The organism is Pseudomonas sp. HS6, assembly GCF_023375815.1.
GTDB lineage: Bacteria > Pseudomonadota > Gammaproteobacteria > Pseudomonadales > Pseudomonadaceae > Aquipseudomonas.
The window spans coordinates 595,186-619,732 of the sequence record NZ_CP067412.1 but is presented as its reverse complement, the minus strand read 5'-3'; the positions used below and the strand labels follow the sequence as shown (position 1 = coordinate 619,732).

Annotated in this window: 27 protein-coding genes; 12 read left to right on the top strand and 15 right to left on the bottom strand. The window is 60.5% G+C overall.

Going from position 1 to position 24,547, the window contains the following annotated elements:
• Window positions 1-18: 18 nt before the first annotated feature.
• The 3 genes from hisG (at window position 19) to hisC (ending at window position 3,160) form a co-directional block, all read left to right on the top strand.
• A complete protein-coding gene (gene hisG, locus JJN09_RS02980) occupies window positions 19-654 on the top strand; it encodes an ATP phosphoribosyltransferase (RefSeq protein WP_096818980.1) in 636 nt (211 codons plus the stop codon).
• Window positions 655-779: 125 nt separating this feature from the next.
• Window positions 780-2,105, top strand: a complete 1,326-nt coding sequence (gene hisD, locus JJN09_RS02975; protein ID WP_249485547.1) for a histidinol dehydrogenase — start codon at window positions 780-782, stop codon at window positions 2,103-2,105.
• A 2-nt stretch (window positions 2,106-2,107) separates the two neighbouring features.
• Window positions 2,108-3,160 (top strand): histidinol-phosphate transaminase, encoded by a 1,053-nt coding sequence (gene hisC, locus JJN09_RS02970; RefSeq protein WP_249485545.1) that lies wholly within the window; start codon window positions 2,108-2,110, stop codon window positions 3,158-3,160.
• A gap of 49 nt (window positions 3,161-3,209) precedes the next feature.
• Here the strand turns inward: hisC and algW are convergent, their stop codons facing one another.
• Entirely contained in the window at window positions 3,210-4,364 is a 1,155-nt protein-coding gene (algW, locus tag JJN09_RS02965; protein WP_249485544.1) for a Do family serine endopeptidase AlgW, read from the bottom strand.
• Window positions 4,365-4,467: 103 nt separating this feature from the next.
• Between algW and JJN09_RS02960 the strand changes: the two genes are divergently transcribed.
• The 3 genes from JJN09_RS02960 to cysN all read left to right on the top strand — a co-directional run bounded on the left by JJN09_RS02960 (window position 4,468) and on the right by cysN (window position 8,187).
• Window positions 4,468-5,226 carry a Nif3-like dinuclear metal center hexameric protein gene (locus JJN09_RS02960; protein ID WP_249485542.1) on the top strand — a complete coding sequence of 253 codons (759 nt, stop codon included), beginning with the start codon at window positions 4,468-4,470 and terminating at the stop codon, window positions 5,224-5,226.
• A 135-nt stretch (window positions 5,227-5,361) separates the two neighbouring features.
• Window positions 5,362-6,279 carry a sulfate adenylyltransferase subunit CysD gene (cysD, locus tag JJN09_RS02955; RefSeq protein WP_096818994.1) on the top strand — a complete coding sequence of 306 codons (918 nt, stop codon included), beginning with the start codon at window positions 5,362-5,364 and terminating at the stop codon, window positions 6,277-6,279.
• 9 nt (window positions 6,280-6,288) lie between these two features.
• On the top strand, window positions 6,289-8,187 hold the full coding sequence (gene cysN, locus JJN09_RS02950) for a sulfate adenylyltransferase subunit CysN (protein ID WP_249485539.1): 1,899 nt from the start codon (window positions 6,289-6,291) through the stop codon (window positions 8,185-8,187).
• Between the two features lie 478 nt (window positions 8,188-8,665).
• Here cysN and JJN09_RS02945 read toward each other — a convergent pair whose 3' ends face one another.
• The 3 genes from JJN09_RS02945 to JJN09_RS02935 all read right to left on the bottom strand — a co-directional run bounded on the left by JJN09_RS02945 (window position 8,666) and on the right by JJN09_RS02935 (window position 12,063).
• Complete coding sequence (locus tag JJN09_RS02945; RefSeq protein WP_249485537.1) at window positions 8,666-9,571, bottom strand: acyltransferase; 906 nt, start codon at window positions 9,569-9,571, stop codon at window positions 8,666-8,668.
• A gap of 4 nt (window positions 9,572-9,575) precedes the next feature.
• Window positions 9,576-11,675: a phosphate acetyltransferase gene (pta, locus tag JJN09_RS02940; RefSeq protein ID WP_249485535.1), complete on the bottom strand. Its 2,100-nt coding sequence runs from the start codon at window positions 11,673-11,675 to the stop codon at window positions 9,576-9,578.
• Window positions 11,676-11,736: 61 nt separating this feature from the next.
• Window positions 11,737-12,063, bottom strand: coding sequence for a DUF3565 domain-containing protein (locus JJN09_RS02935; RefSeq protein WP_096819002.1), 327 nt, complete (start codon window positions 12,061-12,063; stop codon window positions 11,737-11,739).
• Between JJN09_RS02935 and JJN09_RS02930 the strand changes: the two genes are divergently transcribed.
• The 3 genes from JJN09_RS02930 to JJN09_RS02920 all read left to right on the top strand — a co-directional run bounded on the left by JJN09_RS02930 (window position 12,032) and on the right by JJN09_RS02920 (window position 14,383).
• Window positions 12,032-12,517, top strand: coding sequence for a peptidylprolyl isomerase (locus JJN09_RS02930; RefSeq protein ID WP_249485533.1), 486 nt, complete (start codon window positions 12,032-12,034; stop codon window positions 12,515-12,517). The genes JJN09_RS02935 and JJN09_RS02930 overlap by 32 nt on opposite strands.
• Window positions 12,518-12,639: 122 nt before the next feature.
• A complete protein-coding gene (locus tag JJN09_RS02925; protein ID WP_007959082.1) occupies window positions 12,640-13,122 on the top strand; it encodes a glutathione peroxidase in 483 nt (160 codons plus the stop codon).
• 157 nt (window positions 13,123-13,279) lie between these two features.
• The gene (locus JJN09_RS02920; protein ID WP_249485531.1) at window positions 13,280-14,383 is read left to right on the top strand and encodes an NADH:flavin oxidoreductase; all 1,104 of its coding nucleotides are present in this window, start codon (window positions 13,280-13,282) and stop codon (window positions 14,381-14,383) included.
• On the opposite strand, the gene JJN09_RS02915 is transcribed toward JJN09_RS02920, so the two are convergent.
• On the bottom strand, window positions 14,352-15,572 hold the full coding sequence (locus JJN09_RS02915; RefSeq protein ID WP_249485529.1) for a glycosyltransferase family 1 protein: 1,221 nt from the start codon (window positions 15,570-15,572) through the stop codon (window positions 14,352-14,354). The genes JJN09_RS02920 and JJN09_RS02915 overlap by 32 nt on opposite strands.
• A gap of 42 nt (window positions 15,573-15,614) precedes the next feature.
• The gene (gene cysZ / locus JJN09_RS02910; RefSeq protein WP_249485527.1) at window positions 15,615-16,367 is read right to left on the bottom strand and encodes a sulfate transporter CysZ; all 753 of its coding nucleotides are present in this window, start codon (window positions 16,365-16,367) and stop codon (window positions 15,615-15,617) included.
• A 312-nt stretch (window positions 16,368-16,679) separates the two neighbouring features.
• Here cysZ and trxB point away from each other — a divergent pair, with 312 nt between their 5' ends.
• The gene (gene trxB, locus JJN09_RS02905; protein WP_085711762.1) at window positions 16,680-17,642 is read left to right on the top strand and encodes a thioredoxin-disulfide reductase; all 963 of its coding nucleotides are present in this window, start codon (window positions 16,680-16,682) and stop codon (window positions 17,640-17,642) included.
• Window positions 17,643-17,706: 64 nt separating this feature from the next.
• Here trxB and JJN09_RS02900 read toward each other — a convergent pair whose 3' ends face one another.
• The 6 genes from JJN09_RS02900 to JJN09_RS02875 all read right to left on the bottom strand — a co-directional run bounded on the left by JJN09_RS02900 (window position 17,707) and on the right by JJN09_RS02875 (window position 20,694).
• The gene (locus JJN09_RS02900; RefSeq protein ID WP_096819012.1) at window positions 17,707-18,045 is read right to left on the bottom strand and encodes a HopJ type III effector protein; all 339 of its coding nucleotides are present in this window, start codon (window positions 18,043-18,045) and stop codon (window positions 17,707-17,709) included.
• Window positions 18,038-18,334, bottom strand: coding sequence for a DUF1244 domain-containing protein (locus tag JJN09_RS02895; protein WP_249485524.1), 297 nt, complete (start codon window positions 18,332-18,334; stop codon window positions 18,038-18,040). The genes JJN09_RS02900 and JJN09_RS02895 overlap by 8 nt, the downstream gene beginning before the upstream one ends.
• Before the next feature lie 68 nt (window positions 18,335-18,402).
• Complete coding sequence (gene folX / locus JJN09_RS02890; protein WP_096819038.1) at window positions 18,403-18,774, bottom strand: dihydroneopterin triphosphate 2'-epimerase; 372 nt, start codon at window positions 18,772-18,774, stop codon at window positions 18,403-18,405.
• Window positions 18,775-19,335 carry a GTP cyclohydrolase I FolE gene (folE, locus tag JJN09_RS02885; protein ID WP_249485521.1) on the bottom strand — a complete coding sequence of 187 codons (561 nt, stop codon included), beginning with the start codon at window positions 19,333-19,335 and terminating at the stop codon, window positions 18,775-18,777.
• Between the two features lie 22 nt (window positions 19,336-19,357).
• Window positions 19,358-20,068 carry a dihydromonapterin reductase gene (folM, locus tag JJN09_RS02880; RefSeq protein ID WP_249485519.1) on the bottom strand — a complete coding sequence of 237 codons (711 nt, stop codon included), beginning with the start codon at window positions 20,066-20,068 and terminating at the stop codon, window positions 19,358-19,360.
• 56 nt (window positions 20,069-20,124) lie between these two features.
• Entirely contained in the window at window positions 20,125-20,694 is a 570-nt protein-coding gene (locus tag JJN09_RS02875) for an antibiotic biosynthesis monooxygenase (RefSeq protein ID WP_249485517.1), read from the bottom strand.
• 222 nt (window positions 20,695-20,916) lie between these two features.
• Between JJN09_RS02875 and JJN09_RS02870 the strand changes: the two genes are divergently transcribed.
• Window positions 20,917-21,876 carry a MerR family transcriptional regulator gene (locus JJN09_RS02870; protein WP_249485515.1) on the top strand — a complete coding sequence of 320 codons (960 nt, stop codon included), beginning with the start codon at window positions 20,917-20,919 and terminating at the stop codon, window positions 21,874-21,876.
• A 3-nt stretch (window positions 21,877-21,879) separates the two neighbouring features.
• Here the strand turns inward: JJN09_RS02870 and JJN09_RS02865 are convergent, their stop codons facing one another.
• Both JJN09_RS02865 and JJN09_RS02860 read right to left on the bottom strand, forming a co-directional pair.
• A complete protein-coding gene (locus JJN09_RS02865) occupies window positions 21,880-22,485 on the bottom strand; it encodes a hypothetical protein (protein ID WP_249485513.1) in 606 nt (201 codons plus the stop codon).
• Between the two features lie 54 nt (window positions 22,486-22,539).
• Window positions 22,540-23,016 (bottom strand): PAS domain-containing protein, encoded by a 477-nt coding sequence (locus JJN09_RS02860; RefSeq protein WP_249485511.1) that lies wholly within the window; start codon window positions 23,014-23,016, stop codon window positions 22,540-22,542.
• A gap of 153 nt (window positions 23,017-23,169) precedes the next feature.
• Here JJN09_RS02860 and JJN09_RS02855 point away from each other — a divergent pair, with 153 nt between their 5' ends.
• Window positions 23,170-23,625 (top strand): flavodoxin, encoded by a 456-nt coding sequence (locus JJN09_RS02855; protein WP_249485510.1) that lies wholly within the window; start codon window positions 23,170-23,172, stop codon window positions 23,623-23,625.
• Here JJN09_RS02855 and JJN09_RS02850 read toward each other — a convergent pair.
• Window positions 23,615-24,502: a LysR family transcriptional regulator gene (locus tag JJN09_RS02850; RefSeq protein WP_249485508.1), complete on the bottom strand. Its 888-nt coding sequence runs from the start codon at window positions 24,500-24,502 to the stop codon at window positions 23,615-23,617. The two genes, JJN09_RS02855 and JJN09_RS02850, sit on opposite strands and share 11 nt — an antisense overlap.
• Between the last annotated feature and the right edge of the window lie 45 nt (window positions 24,503-24,547).

Below are 24,547 nucleotides of genomic sequence, written 5' to 3'. Positions count from 1 at the left end.
TAAGGACTGACGTTTCCCATGTTGACCATCGCACTGTCCAAGGGCCGCATCCTTGACGACACCCTGCCGCTGCTCGCCGAAGCGGGCATCGTGCCGACCGAGAATCCGGACAAGAGCCGCAAGCTGATCATTCCCACGACCCAGGAAGACGTACGCCTGTTGATCGTGCGTGCCACCGACGTGCCGACCTATGTCGAGCATGGCGCGGCCGACCTCGGCGTTGCCGGTAAAGACGTGTTGATGGAATACACCGGCCAGGGCCTGTACGAGCCGCTGGACCTGCAGATTGCCCAGTGCAAGCTGATGACCGCCGGCAAGATCGGTGCGGTCGAGCCTAAGGGCCGCCTGCGTGTCGCGACCAAATTCGTCAACGTTGCCAAGCGTTACTACGCCGAGCAGGGCCGTCAGGTCGACATCATCAAGCTCTATGGCTCGATGGAACTGGCACCGCTGATCGGTCTGGCTGACAAGATCATCGACGTGGTCGACACTGGCAACACCCTGCGTGCCAACGGCCTGGAACCCCAGGAACTGATCGCGACGATCAGCTCGCGTCTGGTGGTCAACAAGGCTTCGATGAAAATGCAACACGCCCGAATCCAGGCGTTGATCGACACCCTGCGCAAGGCAGTGGAGTCTCGACACCGCGGCTGATGTACCTGCGCGACCTTGAGTCGCGCCCGTCTATCCGCCTCATAGCCAGAATCTCAGGTGCCCAAGCGGAAACGACTGCTAAGTTAGGGCGCCTGAGTTTTTGCCATTCCTATGAGGCTCTCGCTATGACCGCACCGACTGCAATTCGCCGACTCAACGCTGCTGACCCGGATTTCGCGCATCATCTGGATCATCTGCTGAGCTGGGAAAGTGTGTCTGACGACTCGGTCAATCAGCGGGTGCTGGACATCATCAAGGCTGTGCGCGAGCGCGGTGACGCGGCGCTGGTCGAGTTCACCCAGAAGTTTGACGGCCTCGAAGTCGCCTCGATGGCGGACCTGATCCTGCCGCGCGAGCGCCTGGAACTGGCCCTGACCCGCATCACCGCACCGCAACGTGAAGCGCTGGAAAAAGCCGCCGCCCGCGTGCGCAGCTATCACGAAAAACAGAAGCAGGATTCCTGGAGCTACACCGAAGCCGACGGCACGGTGTTGGGTCAGAAGGTCACGCCACTGGATCGCGCCGGTCTGTACGTGCCGGGCGGCAAGGCGTCGTACCCGTCGTCAGTGTTGATGAACGCGATCCCGGCCAAGGTCGCCGGCGTGACCGAAGTGGTCATGGTGGTGCCGACCCCGCGCGGTGAAGTCAACGAACTCGTACTGGCGGCGGCGTGCATCGCCGGTGTCGACCGGGTGTTCACCATCGGTGGTGCCCAAGCGGTTGCCGCGTTGGCCTACGGCACTGAAAGCGTGCCGCAGGTGGACAAGGTCGTTGGTCCGGGCAACATCTATGTCGCCACCGCCAAGCGTCACGTATTCGGTCAGGTCGGCATCGACATGATTGCCGGCCCGTCGGAAATCCTTGTGGTGTGCGACGGCCAGACCGATCCGGACTGGATCGCCATGGACCTGTTCTCCCAGGCCGAGCACGACGAAGACGCCCAGGCGATCCTGGTCAGCCCGGACGCCGAATTCCTCGACAAGGTCGCCGCCAGCATCGACAAATTGCTGCCGACCATGGATCGCGCGACCATCATCGAAACCTCGATCAATGGCCGTGGTGCACTGATCCACGTGCGTGACATGGCCCAGGCCATCGAAGTCGCCAACCGCATTGCCCCGGAACACCTTGAACTGTCGGTCGCCGATCCGCAGGCCTGGCTGCCGCAGATCCGCCACGCCGGCGCGATCTTCATGGGCCGTCACACCTCCGAAGCCCTGGGCGACTACTGCGCAGGTCCGAACCACGTGTTGCCGACGTCCGGCACCGCGCGTTTCTCCTCGCCACTGGGTGTGTACGACTTCCAGAAGCGCTCGTCGATCATCTTTTGCTCCGAGGCCGGTGCTTCGGAACTGGGCAAGACTGCATCGATCCTGGCCCGTGGCGAATCGCTGAGCGCCCACGCTCGCAGCGCCGAATACCGCATCCAAGACGAAGTGAAGGGGAACTGAGCATGAGTAAATTCTGGAGCCCGTTCGTCAAGGATCTGGTGCCGTACGTGCCGGGCGAGCAGCCGAAGCTGACCCGTCTGGTCAAACTCAACACCAACGAAAACCCGTACGGCCCGTCGCCAAAAGCCCTGGCGGCGATGCAGACCGAACTCAACGACAATCTGCGCCTGTACCCGGACCCAAACAGCGACCTGCTGAAAAACGCCGTCGCCAAATACTACGGCGTGCAGAGCAACCAGGTGTTCCTCGGCAACGGTTCGGATGAAGTGCTGGCGCACATCTTCCACGGTCTGCTGCAACACGATCAGCCGCTGCTGTTCCCGGACATCAGCTACAGCTTCTATCCGGTCTACTGTGGCCTTTACGGCATCCAGTTCGACGCGGTGCCGCTGGACGCGCAGTTCCGGATCAACCCGGCGGACTACGCCAAACCGAACGGCGGGATCATCTTCCCCAACCCGAACGCGCCGACCGGTTGCCTGCTGGCGCTGGAAGCCGTCGAACAAATCCTCAAGGCCAGCCCGGATTCAGTGGTGGTGGTCGACGAGGCCTACATCGACTTCGGCGGCGAAACTGCGATCAGTCTGGTGGATCGTTATCCGAACCTGCTGGTCACCCAGACCTTGTCCAAATCCCGTTCGCTGGCAGGTCTGCGGGTTGGTCTGGCAGTCGGGCATCCGGACCTGATCGAGGCGTTGGAGCGGGTCAAGAACAGCTTCAACTCCTACCCGATCGATCGCATGGCGAATGTCGGCGCGGCGGCAGCGTTCGAGGATCGCGAGTACTTCGACAAGACCTGCGCACTGGTCATCGAGAGTCGTGAGTGGGTGGTTGCCCAGTTGCAGGCCAAGGGCTTTGAGGTGCTGCCGTCAGCGGCGAACTTCATCTTCGCCCGGCATCCGCAACATGATGCGGCGGGGCTGGCGGCCAAACTGCGTGAGCAGGGTGTGATCGTGCGCCACTTCAAGCAGGAGCGGATTGCCCAGTTCCTGCGGATATCGATCGGCACGCCGGAGCAGAATCAGGCGTTGATCGACGGCCTCGGCAACCTCTGATTTGCCGATAAAAAGATGGGAGCGAATTCGCTCCCATCTTTTTTTGTACTTACTCTTCTTCTTTTACTGGCGCCGGCGGCGGACGCAGACCAATCTCGGCGGTCAGCTTCAACTCCTTGCCGTTGCGCATCACCTGAATCGTGACCTTGTCGGTCGGTTTGATCCGCGCTACCTGGTTCATCGACTTGCGGCCATCGCCGGCCGGTTCGCCGTCGATGCTGAGAATCACGTCACCCAGTTGCAGGCCGGCCTTCTGTGCCGGGCCGTCGCGGAAAATCCCCGCCACCACAATCCCCGGACGCCCCGACAGACCGAACGACTCCGCCAGTTCCTGCGTCAGCGGTTGTACTTCGATCCCCAGCCAGCCACGAATCACCTGACCGTGCTCGATGATCGACTTCATCACTTCCATCGCCAGTTTCACCGGGATCGCAAAACCGATGCCTTGCGAGCCGCCGGACTTGGAGAAAATCGCAGTGTTGATCCCGGTGAGGTTGCCGTTGGCATCCACCAGTGCGCCGCCTGAGTTGCCCGGGTTGATCGCCGCGTCGGTCTGGATGAAGTCTTCGTAGTTGTTCAGGCCCAACTGGTTGCGGCCGGTGGCACTGATGATGCCCATGGTCACGGTCTGGCCAACCCCGAACGGGTTACCGATAGCCAGTGCGACGTCGCCGATGCGGATGTTGTCCGAGCGACCGACGGTGATCGCCGGCAGGTTCTTCAGATCGATTTTCAGGACCGCCAGGTCGGTTTCCGGGTCGCTTCCGATCACGCGGGCCAGGGTTTCACGGCCATCCTTGAGCGCCACGACGATCTGGTCGGCGCCGGTGGTGACGTGGTTGTTGGTCAGGATGTAGCCTTCCGGGCTCATGATCACGCCGGAACCGAGGCTCGACTCCATGCGTTTCTGTTTCGGCGAGTTGTCCCCGAAGAAACGGCGGAACTGCGGGTCTTCGAACAGCGGATGGCTCGGCTTGTTGATGACTTTGGTGGTGTAGAGGTTGACCACCGACGGCGCGGCGATGACCACGGCGTCGGCATAGGACACCGGCCCCTGCTGCGTGCTGGTGGTCTGCGGGGCCTGATGCAGGTTGACGTCGAGGCTCGGAAGCCCGACCCACTGCGGGTAACGCTGAATAATCAACAGAGCGATAAGCACGCCGGCCAACAGCGGCCAGCCGAAAAAACGCAGCGCCTTGAGCATTAAGCACGTCCTGGAAAAGTTGCAGGCGGGGTCAGACCGCCCATAATGTCGCGCATTATACGAGGCCGCGCGTGCCTCTGAACGGGATATTTAGGAGTCTTTCATGGCCGTCGCCCTGAGCACCCTGGTCGAAGAAGCCGACCGTTACCTCGGCAGTGCGAAAATTGCCGATTATTGCCCCAACGGCCTGCAGGTCGAGGGCCGCCCGCAAGTGATGCGCATCGTCAGCGGCGTCACGGCCAGCCAGGCGTTGCTCGATGCCGCCGTCGACGCCGAGGCCGATCTGGTGCTGGTGCACCACGGTTATTTCTGGAAGGGTGAGAGCCCGTGTGTCACCGGCATGAAGCAACGGCGCCTGAAAACCCTGCTCAAGCACGACATCAGTCTGCTGGCGTATCACCTGCCGCTGGATCTGCACCCGGACGTCGGCAATAACGTGCAACTGGCCCGGCAGCTCGACATCACCATCGAAGGGCCGCTGGATCCGGACAACCTGAAGATCATCGGCCTGGTCGGTTCTCTGGACGAGCCGGTGACCGCCCGCGACTTCGCCCGTCGTGTGCAGGAACGCATGGGTCGCGAGCCGCTGCTGATCGAGGGCAGCGCGATGATCCGTCGGGTTGGCTGGTGCACTGGCGGCGGGCAGGGCTACATCGATAACGCTATTGCAGCCGGCGTCGATCTGTTTCTCAGCGGTGAAGCCTCCGAGCAGACGTTCCACAGCGCCCGGGAAAACGACATCAGCTTCATCGCCGCCGGCCACCACGCTACCGAACGCTATGGCGTGCAGGCGCTGGGCGACTATCTGGCGAAGCGGTTTGCCTTGGAACACATCTTCATCGACTGCCCGAATCCCATTTAACACGCAAACAGGCAGGCATATTCATATGCTCTTTCGTTCTAGTTCGCGCCCTGATTAGAAGAGGGGCGCTGTGCTAGGATTCCCCGCTCGAACACGGCCCGCTGGCCGTTCATAAGAAAGCTTTCGTGAGTAGCCATGGTCGACAAACTGACGCATCTGAAACAGCTGGAGGCGGAAAGCATCCACATCATCCGCGAGGTGGCCGCCGAGTTCGACAACCCGGTGATGCTGTACTCCATCGGTAAAGACTCCGCCGTGATGCTGCATCTGGCACGCAAGGCGTTCTTCCCGGGCAAACTGCCGTTTCCGGTGATGCACGTCGACACGCAGTGGAAATTCCAGGAGATGTACAAGTTCCGCGACAAGATGGTCGAAGAGCTGGGTCTGGACCTGATCACCCACGTCAACCCGGATGGTGTTGCGCAGGGCATCAACCCGTTCACCCACGGCAGCGCCAAACACACCGACATCATGAAGACCGAGGGCTTGAAGCAGGCACTCGACAAGCATGGTTTCGACGCCGCTTTCGGCGGAGCCCGTCGCGATGAAGAGAAGTCCCGCGCCAAGGAGCGCGTCTACTCGTTCCGCGACAGCAAACACCGCTGGGACCCGAAGAACCAGCGTCCGGAGCTGTGGAACGTCTACAACGGCAAGGTCAACAAGGGCGAATCCATTCGTGTGTTCCCGCTGTCGAACTGGACCGAACTGGACATCTGGCAGTACATCTACCTCGAAGGCATCCCGATCGTACCGCTGTACTTCGCCGCCGAACGCGAAGTCATCGAGAAGAACGGCACGCTGATCATGATCGACGACGAGCGCATCCTCGAACACCTGTCCGATGAAGACAAAGCGCGCATTGTCAAAAAGAAAGTGCGTTTCCGTACCCTTGGCTGCTACCCGTTGACGGGCGCGGTGGAGTCCGAGGCCGAAAGCCTGACGGACATCATTCAGGAAATGCTCCTGACGCGAACTTCCGAGCGCCAGGGCCGGGTCATCGACCACGATGGCGCAGGCTCGATGGAAGATAAAAAACGTCAGGGTTATTTCTAAGGGGTTGTCATGTCTCACCAGTCTGATTTGATCAGCGAGGACATCCTCGCCTACCTGGGCCAGCACGAACGTAAAGAGCTGCTGCGCTTTTTGACCTGCGGTAACGTCGATGACGGCAAGAGCACCCTGATCGGGCGCCTGCTGCACGACTCTAAGATGATCTACGAAGATCACCTCGAAGCTATCACCCGCGATTCGAAGAAAGTCGGCACCACCGGTGACGACATCGACCTGGCATTGCTGGTTGACGGCCTGCAGGCCGAGCGCGAGCAGGGCATCACCATCGATGTCGCATACCGCTATTTCTCCACCGCCAAGCGCAAATTCATCATTGCCGACACCCCCGGCCATGAGCAGTACACCCGCAACATGGCCACCGGTGCGTCCACCTGTGACCTGGCGATCATCCTGGTCGACGCCCGTTACGGCGTGCAGACCCAGACCCGTCGCCACAGCTTCATCGCCTCGTTGCTGGGCATCAAGCACATCGTCGTGGCCATCAACAAGATGGACCTGAAAGACTTCGACCAAGGCGTGTTCGAGTCGATCAAGGCCGACTACCTCAAGTTCGCCGAAGGCTTGAAGATGAAGCCGACGAGCATGCACTTCGTGCCGATGTCCGCTCTGAAGGGCGACAACGTGGTGAACAAGTCCGAGCGCTCGCCGTGGTACACCGGCCAGTCGCTGATGGAGATCCTCGAGACCGTGGAAGTGGCGGGCGACCGCAACTTCACCGATCTGCGTTTCCCGGTGCAGTACGTCAATCGTCCGAACCTGAACTTCCGCGGTTTCGCCGGCACGCTCGCCAGCGGCATCGTGCACAAGGGCGACGAAGTCGTGGTCCTGCCGTCGGGCAAGAGCAGCCGTGTGAAATCCATCGTCACCTTCGAGGGTGAACTGGAACACGCCGGTCCTGGTCAGGCCGTAACGTTGACCATGGAAGACGAGATCGACATCTCCCGTGGCGACCTGCTGGTGCATGCCGACAATGTGCCGCCGGTGACCGACAGCTTCGAAGCGATGCTGGTGTGGATGGCTGAAGAGCCGATGCTGCCGGGCAAGAAATACGACATCAAGCGCGCCACCAGTTACGTGCCGGGCTCCATCGCCAGCATCGTCAACAAGGTCGACGTCAACACCCTCGAAGAAGGCCCGGCGAGCGCGTTGCAGCTCAATGAAATCGGCAAGGTCAGGATCGCGCTCGACGCACCGATCGCCCTCGACGGTTACGACAGCAACCGCACCACCGGCGCGTTCATCATCATTGACCGTTTGACCAACGGCACCGTTGGCGCCGGCATGATCGTCGCCCAGCCGGTGAACCATGGCACTGCCACGCACCATGGCAAGCTGGCCCATGTAGCGACGGAAGAACGCGCCCAGCGTTTCGGCCAGCAACCGGCGACCGTGCTGTTCAGCGGCCTGTCCGGCGCTGGCAAGAGCACGCTGGCGTACGCGGTCGAGCGCAAACTGTTCGATCTGGGTCGTGCAGTGTTCGTGCTGGATGGCCAGAATCTGCGTCACGATCTCAACAAGGGGCTGCCGCAGGATCGCGCCGGTCGCACCGAGAATTGGAGCCGTGCGGCGCACGTTGCCCGTCAGTTCAACGAAGCCGGCCTGCTGACGCTGGCGGCATTCGTGGCGCCGAGTGCGGAAGGTCGCGAGAAGGCCAGGGATCTGATCGGCAAGGATCGTCTGCTGACGGTTTACGTCCAGGCCTCGCCAGCCGTGTGCGCCGAGCGTGATCCGCAAGGGTTGTACGCTGCGGGTGGCGACAACATTCCGGGCGAGTCCTTCCCGTATGACGTGCCGCTGAATGCCGATCTGGTGATCGACACTCAGTCGTTGTCGCTGGATGAAAGTGTGAAGCAGGTGTTGGATCTGTTGCGTAAGCGTGGTGCGATTTAAGCGCTAGCTGCCAATGAAAAGCCCGCCGATGAGTGATTATCGGCGGGCTTTTTTTTGTTGTGTGAATATCCGTTTCTTCGGGTGTTGCGGATTATGGTTTCGCCCTTACGGCGAGTCACTTTGGCAAACGCCCCAAAGTAACCAAAGGTCTGGGCCCCGGCGTTCGGCCCCTCGCTGGGGCTCGGGGTTCCTTCGTTACGGGATTCATCCGGGGGCATCGCCTACGGTTTGCTTCGCTGCACCTCCTCTCGATGTGTTTGGCTTCGCCAAACGGCGCTGCGCGCCCACCCCCGGATGAATCCCTCCACTCAGCCTGCCGATGGGGCCGGCACGTCAAAAGCGGTACTCGAGCTAACGCTCATTGTGTTGAGTGGTGGGAAGCTAAAAGCGGACTGCTTTTGCTTTCCCGTGGGAGTCAGCCTGCTGGCGATGGCGGCCTGACGGCCGATCAGTTTCTATCGGGGCCCTCTCAGGGGGATCAGCGTTGGTTCGGATACTCGCGGTGCATCTGCTCGAGCAGTGCATCCTTGTCTTGCCACAGTTGGTTGATCCAGCCCTGGAATTGCAGGCGGTATTCGCCGTCCTGGTCGTAGTTCTTGCCGATGAATTGCGCAGGGATTTTCAGTTCTTCGAAGTGCACCACTACATCTCGCACATTGCCGCACAGCAGATCCCAGAAGCCAGGGCGACCGCCGGGGTAGTGGATGGTCACGTTGACGATCGACTCCAGCTGTTCGCCCATCGCATCCAGCACGAACGCAATGCCGCCGGCCTTGGGTTTGAGCAGGTATTTGAACGGTGACTGTTGCTGCGCGTGCTTGCCTTCGGTGAACCGCGTGCCTTCGACGAAGTTGAAGATGCCTACCGGGTTGTCGCGGAATTTCGCGCAGGTCTTGCGGGTGGTTTCCAGGTCTTTGCCTTTCTTTTCCGGGTGTTTTTCCAGATAGGCTTTTGAATAGCGTTTCATGAAGGGGAAGCCAAGCGTCCACCACGCCAGACCGATCACCGGCACCCAGATCAGTTCCTGCTTGAGGAAGAATTTCAGCGGCTGGATACGTCGGTTGAGCACGTATTGCAGTACCAGAATATCGACCCAGCTTTGGTGGTTGCTGGTGATCAGGTACGAGTGCTGGTAGTCCAGGCCTTGCAGGCCGCTGAGGTGCCAGCGGGTGCGGCGGACCAGGTTCATCCAGCCTTTGTTGTTGCTGATCCAGGCTTCGTGGGTGTGGCTCATCAGCCAGCGCGAGGCGCGGCGGGCGAGGTCGAACGGCAGCACTTTGATCAGGGCCACGAGAAACAGGAACGAGCACAGCAGGATCGTGTTCAGCGCCAACAGCAGCGCGGCGATCACGCCGCGCAGGGGGGCAGGGAGAAAGGCCAGCATCGGGTCAGATATCCAGAGGTCGGTTGGCAGCTTGAATGGCGGTCAGGGCGATGGTGTAGACGATGTCGTCGACCTGCGCGCCGCGCGGCAGATCGTTCACCGGTTTGCGCAGGCCCTGCAGCATCGGGCCGAGGCTGACGCAATCGGCGCTGCGTTGCACGGCTTTGTGCGTGGTGTTACCGGTGTTCAGGTCGGGGAACACGAACACCGTGGCGCGACCAGCGACCTGGCTGTTCGGTGCCAGTTGCCGGGCCACGGTTTCGTTGGCGGCGGCGTCATACTGCAACGGCCCGTCGATCAGTAGTGAGTGCTGTTGTTCGTGGGCGAGCAGGGTGGCCTCGCGGACTTTCTCGACTTCCTCGCCAGTGGCTGATTCGCCGCTGGAGTAACTGATCATCGCCACACGCGGGGTGATGCCGAACGCGGCGGCCGAGTCGGCACTTTGCAGGGCGATCTCGGCCAGTTCGCTGGCGCTCGGGTGCGGGTTCATCACGCAGTCGCCGTAGACCAGCACTTCTTCGGGGAACAGCATGAAGAACACCGACGACACCAGCGTGCAGCCCGGCGCCGTTTTAATCAGCTGCAAGGCCGGGCGGATGGTGTTGGCGGTGGTGTTGATGATGCCGGAAACCAGTCCGTCGACTTCATCCAGCGCCAGCATCATGGTGCCGATCACCACCGTGTCTTCGAGTTGCTGCTCGGCCATCGGCGCGTTGAGGCTTTTGCTCTTGCGCAGGGCGACCATCGGTTCGACGTAGCGCTCACGGATCAGGTCCGGATCGAGGATTTCCAGCCCCGGCGGCAACACAATGCCCTGGGCACGGGCCACGGCTTCGACGTCTGCCGGTTTGGCCAGCAGCACGCAACGGGCGATCCCGCGTTCCTGACAGATCGCCGCCGCTTGCACGGTGAACGGCTCGCTGCCTTCGGGCAACACGATGCGCTTGTTGGCCGATTGTGCACGCTGAATCAATTGATAGCGGAACACCGCTGGCGACAGGCGCATTTCCCGTGGCGTACCGCAGCGTTGATGCAGCCAGTTGGCATCCAGATGACTGGCGACGAAATCGGTGATGATCTCCGCGCGCTCGCGGTCATCGACGGGAATTTCCTTGTTCAGGCCGTTGAGCAGGTTGGCGGTGTCGTAGGAACCGGTGCTCACCGACAACACCGGCAAGCCGGCCTGCAACGCGCCACGGCACAGGTCCATGATGCGCGGATCGGGCAGGGTGTCGCTGGTCAGCAGCAGGCCGGCCAGTGGTACGCCGTTGATGGCCGCGAGGCTGACGGCGAGGATGATGTCGTCGCGATCGCCGGGGGTCACCACCAGTACGCCGGGCTTGAGCAGATCCACAGTGTTACGCATCGTGCGCGCGCAAATGATGGTCTTGGTCATGCGCCGGGTTTCGTAGTCGCCGGCGTTGAGCACCTGGGCGCCCATCAGGTCGGCGACGTCGCGGGTGCGCGGAGCGTTGAGTTCCGGCTGGAACGGAATGCAGCCGAGCAGACGGAAATCACCGCTGCGCAGCAATGGCGAATGCTCTTTCAGTCGCGCGGCGAAGGCGTCCATGCTTTCGTCCGTCTTGACCTTGTTGAGGATTACGCCGAGCACTTTCGGGTCTTTCGGGCCGCCGAACAATTGCGCCTGCAACTCGACGCGGCCGGACAGTTCGGTCAGCACTTCGTTTTCCGGAGCCGAGACCAGAATCACCTCGGCATCCAGGCTTTTGGCCAGGTGCAGGTTGACCCGCGCGGCATAGCTGGCGCTGCGGGTCGGCACCATGCCTTCGACGACCAGGACGTCTTTGCCGATGGCCGCCTGCTGGTAGAGGGCGATGATTTCTTCGAGCAGCTCGTCGAGCTGACCGTCGCCGAGCATCCGCTCGACGTGAGCCAGGCCAAGTGGCTGCGGCGGTTTCAGGCCATGGGTGCGGGCCACCAGTTCAGTGGAGCGCTCAGGGCCCGTGTCGCCCGGGTGCGGCTGGGCAATCGGTTTGAAAAAGCCGACTTTCAACCCGGCCCGTTCCAGCGTCCGCACCAGCCCGAGGCTGATGGAGGTCAGACCCACACCAAAATCGGTGGGCGCGATAAAAAAAGTTTGCATGCGGATTCTCTAAGGGTGCATGGCAAGGGCGTTGGCCTATGGCTGGCCTTCCACCGATTTTTCAGGCGTCAAGGTTAGCGCTAACCGAGCCTTGAGCGCACCAACCGCAAGCAAAGGGTTGACCTATTTTTTCAATACGTTGCGTTGCGTCCAGCACCCACGCCCGTGACTGCCACGGCGGCTGGTGACGCAGGTGCTGAGTATGGCCGCAGGAAAGTTCGGCCACCCAGTGACCGTCCTCGTCCTGATGGAAGCCTGTGATCGTCGAATCCCGTTTGTCAGGGTTGTGTTCGCTTTCGAGCGATTGCTTCGCTAAACTTGGCCTTTCTATATTCTTATGCAAAAGGTCTCGCCCCATGCTGATCGCCGCCAATAAGGCTGTCTCCATCGACTATACCCTGACCAATGACGCTGGTGAGGTCATCGACAGCTCCGCCGGCGGCGCTCCGCTGGTTTACCTGCATGGCGCAGGCAACATCATCCCGGGCCTGGAAAAAGCCCTGGAAGGTAAAACCGTCGGTGACGACCTGCAAGTTGCAGTCGAGCCGGAAGATGCCTATGGCGAATACGCTGCCGAACTGGTCAGCACCCTGAGCCGCAGCATGTTCGAAGGCGTTGACGAGCTGGAAGTCGGCATGCAGTTCCACGCTTCGGCGCCGGACGGCCAGATGCAGATCGTCACCATTCGTGACCTGGACGGCGACGACGTGACTGTCGACGGCAACCACCCGTTGGCCGGTCAGCGCCTGAACTTCAAAGTGAAGGTCATCGACATCCGTGACGCCAGCCAGGAAGAAATCGCCCATGGTCACGTCCATGGCGAAGGTGGCCATCACCACTGATTTTCTGCGCTAAGCTCAGAGAACTGGAGAGGCGCCCGAGGGCGCCTTTTTAGTCCGCGGCTGTCCTTGGTGGCCTCGCCAAGTGGCTGTTTCGAGTAGAAAACGGGAATCTGGAGTTCGTCATGAGTGCTTTTCACGACCTTAAGTTGACAGCCCTGGATGGTCAGGAGCTACCGCTGGCACCCTTCAAGGGCCAAGTCGTGCTGGTGGTCAACGTCGCCTCCAAATGCGGCTTGACCCCACAGTACGCGGCACTGGAAAACCTCTATCAGCAATACAAAGGCAAAGGCTTCAGTGTGCTGGGCCTGCCGTGCAACCAGTTTGCCGGTCAGGAACCGGGCAGCGAGCAGGAGATTCAGGAATTCTGCAGCCTCAACTATGGCGTGAGTTTTCCGTTGTCGAAAAAGCTCGAAGTCAACGGTCACGATCGTCATCAGTTGTATCGTCTGCTGGCGGGCGAGGGCGCTGAGTTTCCCGGTGACATCACCTGGAATTTCGAAAAATTCCTGCTCGGCAAAGACGGTCGCGTACTGGCCCGCTTCTCGCCGCGAACGGCGCCGGATGATCCATCGGTGATTACGGCGATTGAAAAAGCCCTGAGCTGAAACGCGAAAATCGCAGCCATCGAGCTGCGATTTTTTTTGCCTGCCTTTTGACCCTTAATCATTCAGATCAATAGTGCTATCGGCTTGTTGAAACTCCGCATATTATCGCCGTCATATGAATCACATGCCCGTCGATGACTTTTTCGTGGAGCCTCCCATGCCTGTTCAAGCCTTGTTCAAACCGTTTCAGCTCGGTGCCCTCGAACTGCCGACCCGCGTGGTCATGGCGCCGATGACCCGTTCGTTCTCTCCGGGCGGCGTACCCAATTCCAAAGTGATCGAGTACTACCGTCGTCGGGCGGCGGCCGGTGTCGGCCTGATCATTACCGAAGGCACCACCGTCGGTCACCAGGCCTCCAACGGCTACCCTAATGTGCCGCAGTTCTTCGGCGAAGCGGCACTGGCCGGCTGGAAAAAAGTCGTCGACGCAGTGCACGCCGAAGGCGGCAAGATCGTCCCGCAACTGTGGCACGTCGGCAGCGTTCGTCGCATCGGCACCGAGCCGGATGCCAGCGTGCCGGGCTACGGCCCGACCGAGAAACTCAAGGACGGCCAGGTCGTGGTGCACGGCATGACCAAGCAGGACATCCAGGACGTGATCGCGGCCTTCGCCCAAGCCGCCAAAGATGCCCAGCGCATCGGCATGGACGGCGTGGAAATCCACGGCGCCCATGGTTACCTGATCGACCAGTTCTTCTGGGAAGGCAGCAACCAGCGCACCGACGAATACGGTGGCAGCCTGGCCAATCGTTCGCGTTTCGCCATCGAGTTGATCCAGGCCGTTCGGGCTGCCGTGGGCGAAGGCTTCCCGATCATCTTCCGTTTCTCGCAGTGGAAGCAGCAGGACTACACCGCACGTCTGGTGCAAACCCCGGAGGCGTTGGGCGAGTTCCTCAAGCCGTTGTCCGATGCGGGTGTGGACATTTTCCACTGCTCGACGCGCCGCTTCTGGGAGCCGGAATTCGACGGTTCCGAACTGAACCTGGCCGGCTGGACGCGCAAGCTGACCGGCAAACCGACCATCACTGTCGGCAGCGTCGGCCTCGATGGCGAGTTCCTGCAGTTCATGGTCAACACCGACAAAGTCGCGCAACCGGCCAGCCTGGAGAAGCTGCTGGAGCGTCTGAACAATGACGAGTTCGATCTGGTGGCGGTAGGCCGTGCGCTGCTGGTGGATCCGGACTGGGCGCTGAAAGTGCGTGAAGGCCGCGAGCAGGACATTCTGCCGTTCAGCCGCGAGGCGTTGATGACGCTGGTTTGATCGCAGTGGGGGGCTTGTCGCGCAGGTCGCGGCAAGCTCCCTGCAAATGGGTTTCAAACTGCTCGATGATGGCCGCCCAGCCTTGGCGACTCGCATGCTGGCGGGCATTCAATCGGACGCAACGCAAGGTTTCATCTTCTTCCAGCAGCCATTGCGCTGCATCGCCAAACGCCTCTTCATCCCCCGGCATCGCCAGCACGCCGTTGTAGCCGTGGCGGATATGTTGTGCAGCCGCTGCCTGGTCGTAGGCCACCACGCCAAGACCTGAGGCCAGCGCCTCCAGCACCACGTTGCCGAACGTTTCGGTCATGCTCGGAAACAGGAACAGATCACCGGACGCATAGTGCGCCGCCAGCGCTTCGCCGCGTTGCGAGCCGCAGAAAATCGCCTCGGGCAATTCTTTTTCCAGGGCCACCCGCTGTGGTCCGTCACCGACGATGATGAGTTTCAGGTGGCGTTGTGGATAAGCGCTGGCGAGTTTTTCGAAACAGCGTTTGAGTAGACCGAGGTTTTTCTCCGGCGCCAGTCGTCCTACATGAATCACCGCAATGTCCCGTTCGCTCAGTCCCCATTGCTCACGCAAGGCGTTCAAGCGTTTGGTCGGATGGAACAACTGGCTGTCGACCCCTCGCGACAGCAAGGCCAGACGATCGAAATGCCGCCGCTCCAGTTCCAGGCGCTGGCTGACGCTCGGCACCAGGGTCAGGGCCGAACGATTGTGGAACCAGCGCAGGTAATGAGTCAGCAAACGCGTCAGCAGGCCGAGGCCGTACTGGTTGGTGTACTGCTGGAAGTTGGTGTGGAAGCCGCTGACCACGGCGATGCCCAGGCGGCGTGCGGCTCGCAGTGCCGACAACCCGAGCGGGCCTTCGGTGGCGATGTACAACACATCCGGGCGCTGGCGTGTCCAGCGTCGCAGCAACTTGTGCATCGACGACTGACCCCACTGCAGTCCCGGATACCCCGGCAGGGGCCAGCCTCGGCACAACAGCAGCGCGTCGTCTTCACTACGCTGCGGATCGTCACCCTGACGCGGCCGCACCAGTTCCACCCGATGCCCGCGCGCGCGCAAACCGTCGCACAAGCGGCCAAGGGTATTGGCCACCCCGTTGATTTCCGGTGGGAAGGTTTCGCTGATCAGAGTGATGTGTAGAGCTGTCGTCATGGCCTCAGTGTCGGCTGAGGCCATGTCTTGCCTGTGACGTTCAGATGATGGATTTGTGACGCGCGCTCAGCGCTGCATTACGAGGTTCTCGGCCCCTCGCTCACGTACCCAGAACAACGTTGCCCCGGCCACGGCCGCCGGCATCATCAGAATGTTCACCACCGGGATCAGCAGCACCAGATAAACGATCCCGCCGAAGCTCATGCTCTGCCAGCGCTTCTGGCGCAGCCAGGCGAGCATCTCGTTCCAGCCCAGTTTGTGGTTGTCGGCCGGATAGTCGATGTACTGGATCGCCATCATCCACACGCCAAACAGCAACCACAGCGGTGCGGCGACGATGTTCACCACCGGGATGAACGACAGGATGAACAGGCCGATCGCCCGGGGCAGGAAGTAGCCGAGCTTGCGCATTTCCCGGGTGAGGGTGCGCGGGATCATCGCGATCAGTTCGCCCCAGCTGAAGGCCGGGAAATCGTCGGTGCCGCGCACCACCACTTCAACCTTCTCCGCGAGGAAGCCATTGAACGGCGCAGCGATGACGTTGGCCAGCATCGTGAAGGTGAAAAACACCATCAATGCCACCAGCACCACGAACAGCGGCCACAGGATGTAACTGAGAAAACCCAGCCAGTCTGGCAGCGACGGCATCAGGGTATCGACCCACAGACTGAACTGGTGGCCAGCCAGATAGATCAATCCGACGAACAGCACCAGATTGATGGCCAGCGGCAGCAGTACAAAAAGGCGCAGGCCAGGGCTCAAGACCAGTTTGAGGCCTTCGCGCAGGTATTGCGGGCCGGACATGACAGGGGCGGGCATAAGGTGCTCCGAGCAAGGGAAAACGCGCCGACCTTACCGACTTTGCATAAGCTGTGAAAGCGCGGCGGCGGGATCGACATTCACTGTAACAAAGACGTCCATCTCGTCAGTGTGTCGGCATAGAGACCACCTATGAGCTGGATTGTTAAACCGTATTTCCTTAATCTTGCCCCCCTCGATACGCTGCACCCAACTTTTTACAGGACTGTCGAGCTCATGCCTTCCCCAAGGTTATCCACAGTCCTTTTTTATTCTCGCCGGCAGTCCGGCGTCCGCGCCTGATGTATTGGCCGGTCAACAGGAGACAGGTTCATGTCTGAAGTCCGTCATTCGCGAGTGATCATCCTCGGTTCCGGCCCTGCCGGTTACAGCGCTGCTGTCTACGCTGCCCGTGCCAACCTCAAGCCGCTGCTGATCACCGGCATGCAGGCCGGCGGTCAACTGACCACCACCACCGAAGTCGACAACTGGCCGGGCGACGTCCACGGTCTGACCGGTCCGGTGCTGATGGAGCGCATGCGCGAGCACGCCGAGCGTTTTGAAACCGAGATCGTCTTCGATCACATCAACGCGGTGGACTTTGCTTCCAAACCGTACAGCCTGACTGGCGACAGCGGCACCTACACCTGCGACGCACTGATCATTGCCACCGGCGCCAGCGCTCGTTACCTGGGCCTGCCGTCGGAAGAAGCCTTCATGGGCAAAGGCGTTTCGGCCTGCGCGACCTGCGACGGTTTCTTCTATCGCAACAAACCGGTGGCCGTGGTCGGTGGCGGCAACACCGCTGTCGAAGAAGCCCTGTACCTGGCCAACATCGCCAGCAAGGTTACGTTGATCCACCGTCGCGAAACCTTCCGCGCCGAGAAGATCCTGATCGACAAGCTCAACGCCCGTGTGGCCGAAGGCAAGATCGAGCTGAAACTGAACGCGACCCTGGACGAAGTGCTGGGCGACAACATGGGCGTGACCGGTGCGCGTCTGAAGAACAACGACGGCAGCTTCGACGAAATCAAGGTTGACGGCGTGTTCATCGCGATCGGCCACACCCCGAACACCTCGCTGTTCGAAGGTCAGCTGGAACTGAAGGACGGCTACCTGGTGGTTCAGGGCGGCCGTGAAGGCAACGCCACCGCGACCAGCGTCGAAGGCATCTTTGCTGCCGGCGACGTGGCCGACCACGTTTACCGTCAGGCCATCACCTCGGCCGGCGCCGGCTGCATGGCGGCACTGGACACCGAGCGTTACCTGGACGATCTGCAGAACGCTTCGTTCTAAGATCGCAGAAACGAAAAAACCGGCCAATTGGCCGGTTTTTTTGTACATGCGATTTGCTCGGTAATCAGCGGCGGGTCAGCGGTTGCGCTTCGAATTTCACGCCCGCCAGACCGTGCTGGATCAGCGCGCGGATATTGCCGTGATCGCTGCCTTCAGGCGTTGCCACGACCGAACGGTAGTGTTCGCCGAATGCCAGCAGCGCTTCTTCATCGCTCAAGCCTTCCAGCAATGCCAGACCCAGCGTCTTGCAAGAACCTTCGTTCTGCCCGGCCGCGTTTTCCACGCCGCCGTTGTTGAATGCCTGAGGCTGGTAGTCGTAACCAGCGGCAACGAACGCCAGGGTGTCGGCAAAAACGTGTTCGCCGCTCTTGAGGCTGGCGCGCAGGGTGTTCAGATCACTCATTGGGTTTTCCTTTGGCGAACGCCGCTTGTTGTTCGGCGCTGGCTTCTTGCTGAAATTGGGCTTTCCACTCGGCGTACGGCATGCCGTAAACCACTTCACGGGCATCGTCGAGGCTGACGTCGATCTGGCGCTCGTCGGCGGCGGCCTTGTACCACTTGGACAGGCAATTGCGGCAGAACCCGGAGAGGTTCATCAGGTCGATGTTCTGCACATCCTTGCGGCTGTCCAGGTGGGCGACCAGCCGGCGGAAGGCGGCGGCTTCGAGTTCGAGGCGTTGTTGCTCGGTCATGATGGGCTCTGTGCAGTCAAATCGTGGCGCGGATGATAAAAGTCTGACGCTTGAAGCGCCAGACGCACTCAGCGGCTGGCGGCGAGGGTGATCGACACCGACTCGGCAAAACGCAGCGCGTGCGGCTTGTCGACTTCGACCTCGGCGTACAGCACCGATTCGTTGACCATCACCAGATCCAGCAACTCCTGGGTCAGGCGTTCGAGCAGCGCGAAGCGGTTGCCCTCCACGTGGGCGATGATTGCCTTGGTGATGGTGCGGTAGTTCAGCGCGTGGTCGATGTCGTTGTCACGCACCGCTTCCTGCGCGGCGTACAGAATGGTCAGGTTGATCAGAACATCCTGTTTGTTGAGGATCTCGTCCTCGTTGATCCCGATAAAGGTGCGCAGGCGCAGATCCTTGACCCGGATGCGCGCCATTCCCGGTTGAAGTTGTGGCATTTACTTGCTCCGTCCAATCAATTGCAGGAACTCCTGGCGGGTGTTGCTCGACTCGCGGAAGGCGCCGAGCATGACCGAGGTGTTCATGGTCGAATTCTGTTTCTCGACACCGCGCATCATCATGCACATGTGCCGGGCTTCGATGACCACCGCGACGCCGGCGGCATCGGTGACTTGCTGGACCGCCTCGGCGATCTGGCGGGTGAGGTTTTCCTGAATCTGCAGGCGGCGGGCGAACATGTCCACCAGCCGTGCGATCTTCGACAGTCCCAGCACCTTGCCCGTCGGAATATAAGCCACATGGGCCTTGCCGATGAAGGGCAGCAGGTGATGTTCGCACAACGAGTACAGCTCGATGTCGGCCACGATGATCATCTCGTCGGTGTCGGAAGCGAACAGCGCACCATTGACGATCTCGTCGACGCGCTGCTCATAGCCGTGACACAGATACTGCATGGCCTTGGCCGCCCGCACCGGCGTATCGAGCAAGCCTTCACGGTCTGGATCTTCACCGAGGCCGATCAGGATCTCGCGGTAATTCTCGGGCAGGGAACGGGTCATGGAGCATCCTCGCGGGGGCTTATTATTTGACGTGCCGCCCGCCGTTGACGGTCAGGGTCGTGCCGGTGACATAAGGGTTGTCGAGCAGGTAGCGCAGGCTCTGATAGATCACTTCGCTACCGGGTTCGATGCCCAGCGCGGATTTGGCCAGCGCCTTGGCGCGGTACGCCGCGTCGTCGTCGGGATTGAACAATAGCAGGGCGGGCGCGATGCCGTTGACCTTGATTGACGGGGCGAAGCGCGCCGCGAAGGACAGCGTGAGACTGTCGAGCCCGGCCTTGCTGGCGCAATAGCCGATATGTTTGCTGCTGCCTTTGCGCGTGACGTCGTCGCTGATGTGGATGATGTCGGCAGGGCTCGAGCGTCGCAGCAGATCGGCGCAATGCAGGTTGATCAGGTACGGCGCCAGCATGTGGATGTTGAACATGCGGGTGAAGGCTTCCGCTTCGCCGTCCCCGTTTTCCGCCAGCCATTCGGAGGCGTTGTGGACGATGGCCCGCAGGCTGTCGGTGTGGGTTTTCAGTTCGGTGATGAACGTCAGGATGGACGCTTCACTGGAAAAGTCCGCGAACACGCCGATGGCGCCCAGGTCCTTTAGCGTCTTCACGCCTGGACGTTCGCTGCGGTAAGTGAAGATGACCCGGTGACCGTCCTCCAGCAACCGCAGCGCACAATGCAGCCCGACGCGCTGGCCGGCGCCAGTGATGAGAATGGGAGCTGCAAAAGAAGTCATGAACGGCTCGCGTCGAGGTCAGAGCAAAAACTATAACAGCGACGCAAGCGATGGCCTCAGCGATTTTGCGTGGACGCCGCGCCAGGTAGTGGACGGGACGGGGAACTGTTGAGCCAGCCGGCCAGCAGGCGTGTCGAAAGTGGAATGAAGAAATAGACCATCAACGGTGTCAGGCACAGTGTGCTGATGAACACGCGGGGCAACAGGCTCATTTCGCCGAGTAGCGGGCCGAGCACGAAGTTAAACAGCAGGGATACCGGGAAGAACGCCAGCCAGATCGCCACGGCCTGTTTCCATCGTGGAGGTCGTACGCCGGCTGCACCGAACCAGCCTTCGATGCCGCTGACCCGATGCTCGGTCGGGTGGGCAAACAGATCACTGCCACGGGCCAGCCACGCGGTGCGTGAGGCGGAGTGCTCCCAGGCGTGCAGGGTCTGTTCGTCGACAAAGCGGAAAATGATCTGAAATTCATCGTCGCCGGGAGGCGGAGCCAATACGCCGGAGCCGAGGTAACCGGGAAAGTCAGTGGCCAGTTGTTCGCCTTCGCGCAACCAGGCAATCAGATCCTGATAACGACCAGTAGCGACACGACGCGCGACCATCAGCGTGACGGGGGAAGTAGACATTGTGTATCTCCGTATTACGTTCGCGTTGCTCCGGGTAGGAACTTCGCATGACGCAGCGCCGGGGTAGAGGGCTGCGTTTTTCGACAAGCAAGGATTATTCCTGATTATTGTGACGAAACCAGAGACTTTCGTCCCATTACATCGCTTGAACCGACAAGGGGCATCCGGAGTAGAATGGGATCCAACTTCGCTAACAACGCCAACAAGGACGTGTCCGCACACATGCCTGTCATTACAGACGTTCGCCCTGCTTCGCAGGCATCTGTTGCGCTTGAGCGCGAGGAGCTTTTCCCCATACGTGAGGTGGCGCGTCTGACCGGCGTGAACCCGGTCACGTTGCGCGCATGGGAGCGACGTTACGGGTTGATCCAGCCGACACGCACCGAAAGTGGGCACCGGTTGTATTCGATGACCGATATCGAGCGCGTTCGCAGCATCGTCGACTGGATCGATCGCGGTGTGTCGGTGAGCAAGGTTGGCAGGATCCTGGCCAAGACCGAGCCGATGAAGGCGCTGGCGCACATCATTCCCGATGACCTGGTGCAATCCGACTACCAGCAATGGCAGGAGCAGGTTCAGCGCGCGGTCAGTTCATTCGATGACCAGGAACTGGATTGGGTCTATGGGCAGATTTTCTCTTCCTACACGCTGCCAGTGGTGTTCCAGGACATCCTCATGCCGCTGTGGCTGCGCTTGTTGCAGCGCCAGGATTCATTCGGGCAAACCAGCGAATGGCTGTTCTTCGATGGCTTCCTGAGGGCGCGGGTACTGCAGCGCATCGTCATGCTCCGAGGCTCACAGCCACGCAAAGTGATCGTCAGCGCTCTGGCCGGGCAATGCCGTGAGCTCGAGTTGCTGGTGGCGGCGCTGTTTCTCAGTGGCAATGATGCTGGCGTTCGTGTGCTGACCACCGGTCAGCCGTTCGATGAGCTGACACTGGTGTGCGAAAAGACCCGTCCCCAGGCGCTGGTGCTGTTTTCCAATCACGCCCCGACCGCGGAATTGCCTCGGCGTCTGAACCGCCTGGCCCTGAGTCTGGATTGTCAGTTGATGCTGGCGGGCGATGCGTCGGATCTGGCGCAGGACAGCCTGGCCGGTTCATCGGTGGGCTGTCTGGGCAATGAAGGGACGACCATGCGCCAGCGCCTGAACCAGTTTCTCGCGGGGACGCTGGATACCTGAGACTCAGGTGTGCAGGGCAGGATGAGTCAGGCGATGTTGCTGAAGGATGAATTGGCGCAGGCGCTCGGTCTCGTCGGCGTCGCTCTGGCTCAAGTCGTAGGCGTAGAAACCACTTTCGGTTTCGCGCTCGAAGGTGCCGCGCAGGGAAATCCGCTCATAGCCTGAAGGGCTGAACCACAGGGCGAAATGTTTGGGTGGCTTGGTCTTGTTGCGCACTTCCAGCAACATGCCTTTGTGCGAAACCTCGTGAACCCACAGCATGCCCGGTTGGCCCTTGGCATTCTCCAGGGCTACCGGTTCTTCAAGGGCCAGACGCCATGGGCGAACCATCGGCCCATCTTCATAAATGCTTGGCACACCCAGGCGCAAATGCAGGGCGTGGAATTCGTCTTCCACCAGATGCAACGGAAAGGTCATCTGCTGGTTTTCGAAGTTGGCCTGGATGGTGACTTGCTCATGGGCCGCCAGGCGCGTGAGCAGATCACGGATTTGCGAACCACCATTGACCAACAGGCTCGACGTCGCATCCCGCACATTGAGCTGCGGGTTGTGTTGCATGGTCTGGATGAAATCCAGCTCATCCTGGGTCAGGAGGGCGTCGCGTTGCATGGCTAGCTCGAAATAAATAATTACAAAGTCATTGGTGATTGTAGTTAATGACACTTAGTTCGCAGTTTTGTTTGCGCCGTTCGTCGCTTTGATGGCCGCCAGCTCTGCCTCGAGTGCCGCGACCTGGGCTTCCAGCTGCACTACACGCTGCTGCGCCTTGACCTGAACGGTAACGTCCTTTTGCACACCAACGAAGTAAGTCTGTCCATCGTCAGCGTTTTTTACCGTCGACAGAGACAACTCGTTCCAGAACGGTGTGCCGTCCTTGCGGTAGTTGCGCAGGATTTCGCGGCACGAGCCGCCGTTTTTCAATACACCGCGAATCAACTTCAGACTGGCTTGATCGCGATCACCGGCCTGCAGGAAACGGCAGTCCTGATAGAGTATTTCTTCGCTGGTGTAACCGGTCAGTTTTTCGAAGGCCGGATTCACGTAGATCAGGATGTTGTCCTGGTCGCCTTCCTTTTCCGCCACCACGATCCCATCATTCGACGCGTTGATCACCATCTGCAAGAGGCTGGCATTGATCATCTTTGAATCCTTTCAAGGTTGTCGGTGGCAGGCATTCTAGAAGATCAATCGGCGCTGTCTACTGGCCATCAATGCTTATCGAGATCCAATCGCAACTTTGTGACAGTGGCTGATACTATCGCCGCTCTTTTTCTCAGTTTCAGGATCAGATTGATGAAAGTCGCCATCCTCTCCGGTTCGGTGTACGGCACGGCCGAAGAAGTCGCCCGCCACGCCCAGAACTTGTTGAAAACCGCCGGTTTTGAAACCTTCTACAACTCGCGCGCCAGCCTCGTCGACCTCCAGGCCTTTGGCCCTGAAGCGTTGCTCGCCGTGACTTCGACCACGGGCATGGGCGAGTTGCCGGACAACCTGCAACCGTTGTATTCGACCATTCGTGATCAGTTGCCGGCGGCCTGGCGTGGCTTGCCCGGCGCTGTGATTGCTTTGGGCGACGCCAGTTACGGCGACACCTTTTGTGGTGGCGGCGAGCAGATGCGCGAACTGTTCGGCGAACTCGGCGTGAACGAAGTGCAGGACATGCTGCGCATCGACGCCAGCGAAAGCGTCACCCCTGAAACCGACGCCGAGCCTTGGCTGGAACAGTTGATCGCCACGCTCAAGGGTTGATCCCACGCTCGCGCAGCAGCGCGAGCCAGGCCTGTGCGGCCTTCGACAGATAGGCGCCCCGGCGCCAGATGAAGGCGATGTCCCAGCGCAGGTAGTCCGGCGCGTTCAACGTCAGGCGAACCACGCCTGGCCGCACCAGACCACGTGCCACCACGCTGGGCAGCAGCACCACGCCTTGTCCGGCGGCCACCAGTGCCGCGAGAAAATCCGCCTGACCGCTACGGCCACCTTCCTTCGGGGTGAAGCCCATCTGCTGGCACGCCTGAAGCAAACGATCGTTGAGCACGAAACTGCGCTGATACAAAAGGAACGGCGTCTCGGACAGCTCCTCCAGAGCGATCTCGCCCTTTGTTGCCAGCGGGTGATCCACCGGCAGCAGCGCATCGAGCGGCTCATCGCAGAACGGCTGGAAGTCGAATTGCGGATCTTTCGGTAGCAGACTGCCGCCCAGCTCCAGTTCACCGCTCAACACCGCCTGTTCGATGTTGCGGCTGCCACCTTCGAGCAACTGCACGCTGATGTTCGGGTAACGCCGTCGGTATTCGGCGAACAGCCCGGCAAACAGTGCATCGCTGCCGAGCAAGGGCAAACCGAGACGCAACTCGCCGCGTGCCAGATGACTGAGGTCATCCAGTTCGCTGAGCAATTCATTGCGCAGGCGCAGCATGCCTTCGGCCCGTTGCAGCACCACACTGCCGGCGGCGGTCAGGCGTATTTGTGAGCCCAGTCGTTCGAGCAGCGGAGTGCCCAGGCTCTGTTCGAGCTGAGCGATCTGCTTGCTCACGGCGGACTGACTGATGTGCAGGGTTTTTGCCGCCTGAGTGAAACCGCCCTGATGCATGACTTCGACGAAGCTTTTGAGCTGTTTGAATTCCATGGTCTGATTCCATTTTGGAATGGCTTTGAGTCTAACAATTCGCTT

Bases quoted from the DNA above. Each gene is read 5' to 3' on its own strand.
- hisC (WP_249485545.1), top strand. From the start codon at position 2,108: ATGAGTAAATTCTGGAGCCCGTTCGTCAAGGATCTGGTGCCGTACGTG.
- algW (WP_249485544.1), bottom strand. From the start codon at position 4,364: ATGCTCAAGGCGCTGCGTTTTTTCGGCTGGCCGCTGTTGGCCGGCGTG.
- JJN09_RS02945 (WP_249485537.1), bottom strand. From the start codon at position 9,571: ATGCTGGCCTTTCTCCCTGCCCCCCTGCGCGGCGTGATCGCCGCGCTG.
- pta (WP_249485535.1), bottom strand. From the start codon at position 11,675: ATGCAAACTTTTTTTATCGCGCCCACCGATTTTGGTGTGGGTCTGACC.
- JJN09_RS02930 (WP_249485533.1), top strand. From the start codon at position 12,032: ATGCTGATCGCCGCCAATAAGGCTGTCTCCATCGACTATACCCTGACC.
- JJN09_RS02920 (WP_249485531.1), top strand. From the start codon at position 13,280: ATGCCTGTTCAAGCCTTGTTCAAACCGTTTCAGCTCGGTGCCCTCGAA.
- folM (WP_249485519.1), bottom strand. From the start codon at position 20,068: ATGACTTCTTTTGCAGCTCCCATTCTCATCACTGGCGCCGGCCAGCGC.
- JJN09_RS02960 (WP_249485542.1), top strand. From the start codon at position 4,468: ATGGCCGTCGCCCTGAGCACCCTGGTCGAAGAAGCCGACCGTTACCTC.
- folE (WP_249485521.1), bottom strand. From the start codon at position 19,335: ATGACCCGTTCCCTGCCCGAGAATTACCGCGAGATCCTGATCGGCCTC.
- cysZ (WP_249485527.1), bottom strand. From the start codon at position 16,367: ATGCCCGCCCCTGTCATGTCCGGCCCGCAATACCTGCGCGAAGGCCTC.
- hisD (WP_249485547.1), top strand. From the start codon at position 780: ATGACCGCACCGACTGCAATTCGCCGACTCAACGCTGCTGACCCGGAT.
- trxB (WP_085711762.1), top strand. From the start codon at position 16,680: ATGTCTGAAGTCCGTCATTCGCGAGTGATCATCCTCGGTTCCGGCCCT.
- JJN09_RS02915 (WP_249485529.1), bottom strand. From the start codon at position 15,572: ATGGCCTCAGCCGACACTGAGGCCATGACGACAGCTCTACACATCACT.
- JJN09_RS02865 (WP_249485513.1), bottom strand. From the start codon at position 22,485: ATGCAACGCGACGCCCTCCTGACCCAGGATGAGCTGGATTTCATCCAG.
- folX (WP_096819038.1), bottom strand. From the start codon at position 18,774: ATGCCACAACTTCAACCGGGAATGGCGCGCATCCGGGTCAAGGATCTG.
- hisG (WP_096818980.1), top strand. From the start codon at position 19: ATGTTGACCATCGCACTGTCCAAGGGCCGCATCCTTGACGACACCCTG.
- cysD (WP_096818994.1), top strand. From the start codon at position 5,362: ATGGTCGACAAACTGACGCATCTGAAACAGCTGGAGGCGGAAAGCATC.
- cysN (WP_249485539.1), top strand. From the start codon at position 6,289: ATGTCTCACCAGTCTGATTTGATCAGCGAGGACATCCTCGCCTACCTG.
- JJN09_RS02895 (WP_249485524.1), bottom strand. From the start codon at position 18,334: ATGACCGAGCAACAACGCCTCGAACTCGAAGCCGCCGCCTTCCGCCGG.
- JJN09_RS02875 (WP_249485517.1), bottom strand. From the start codon at position 20,694: ATGTCTACTTCCCCCGTCACGCTGATGGTCGCGCGTCGTGTCGCTACT.
- JJN09_RS02855 (WP_249485510.1), top strand. From the start codon at position 23,170: ATGAAAGTCGCCATCCTCTCCGGTTCGGTGTACGGCACGGCCGAAGAA.
- JJN09_RS02925 (WP_007959082.1), top strand. From the start codon at position 12,640: ATGAGTGCTTTTCACGACCTTAAGTTGACAGCCCTGGATGGTCAGGAG.
- JJN09_RS02935 (WP_096819002.1), bottom strand. From the start codon at position 12,063: ATGGAGACAGCCTTATTGGCGGCGATCAGCATGGGGCGAGACCTTTTG.
- JJN09_RS02850 (WP_249485508.1), bottom strand. From the start codon at position 24,502: ATGGAATTCAAACAGCTCAAAAGCTTCGTCGAAGTCATGCATCAGGGC.
- JJN09_RS02900 (WP_096819012.1), bottom strand. From the start codon at position 18,045: ATGAGTGATCTGAACACCCTGCGCGCCAGCCTCAAGAGCGGCGAACAC.
- JJN09_RS02870 (WP_249485515.1), top strand. From the start codon at position 20,917: ATGCCTGTCATTACAGACGTTCGCCCTGCTTCGCAGGCATCTGTTGCG.
- JJN09_RS02860 (WP_249485511.1), bottom strand. From the start codon at position 23,016: ATGATCAATGCCAGCCTCTTGCAGATGGTGATCAACGCGTCGAATGAT.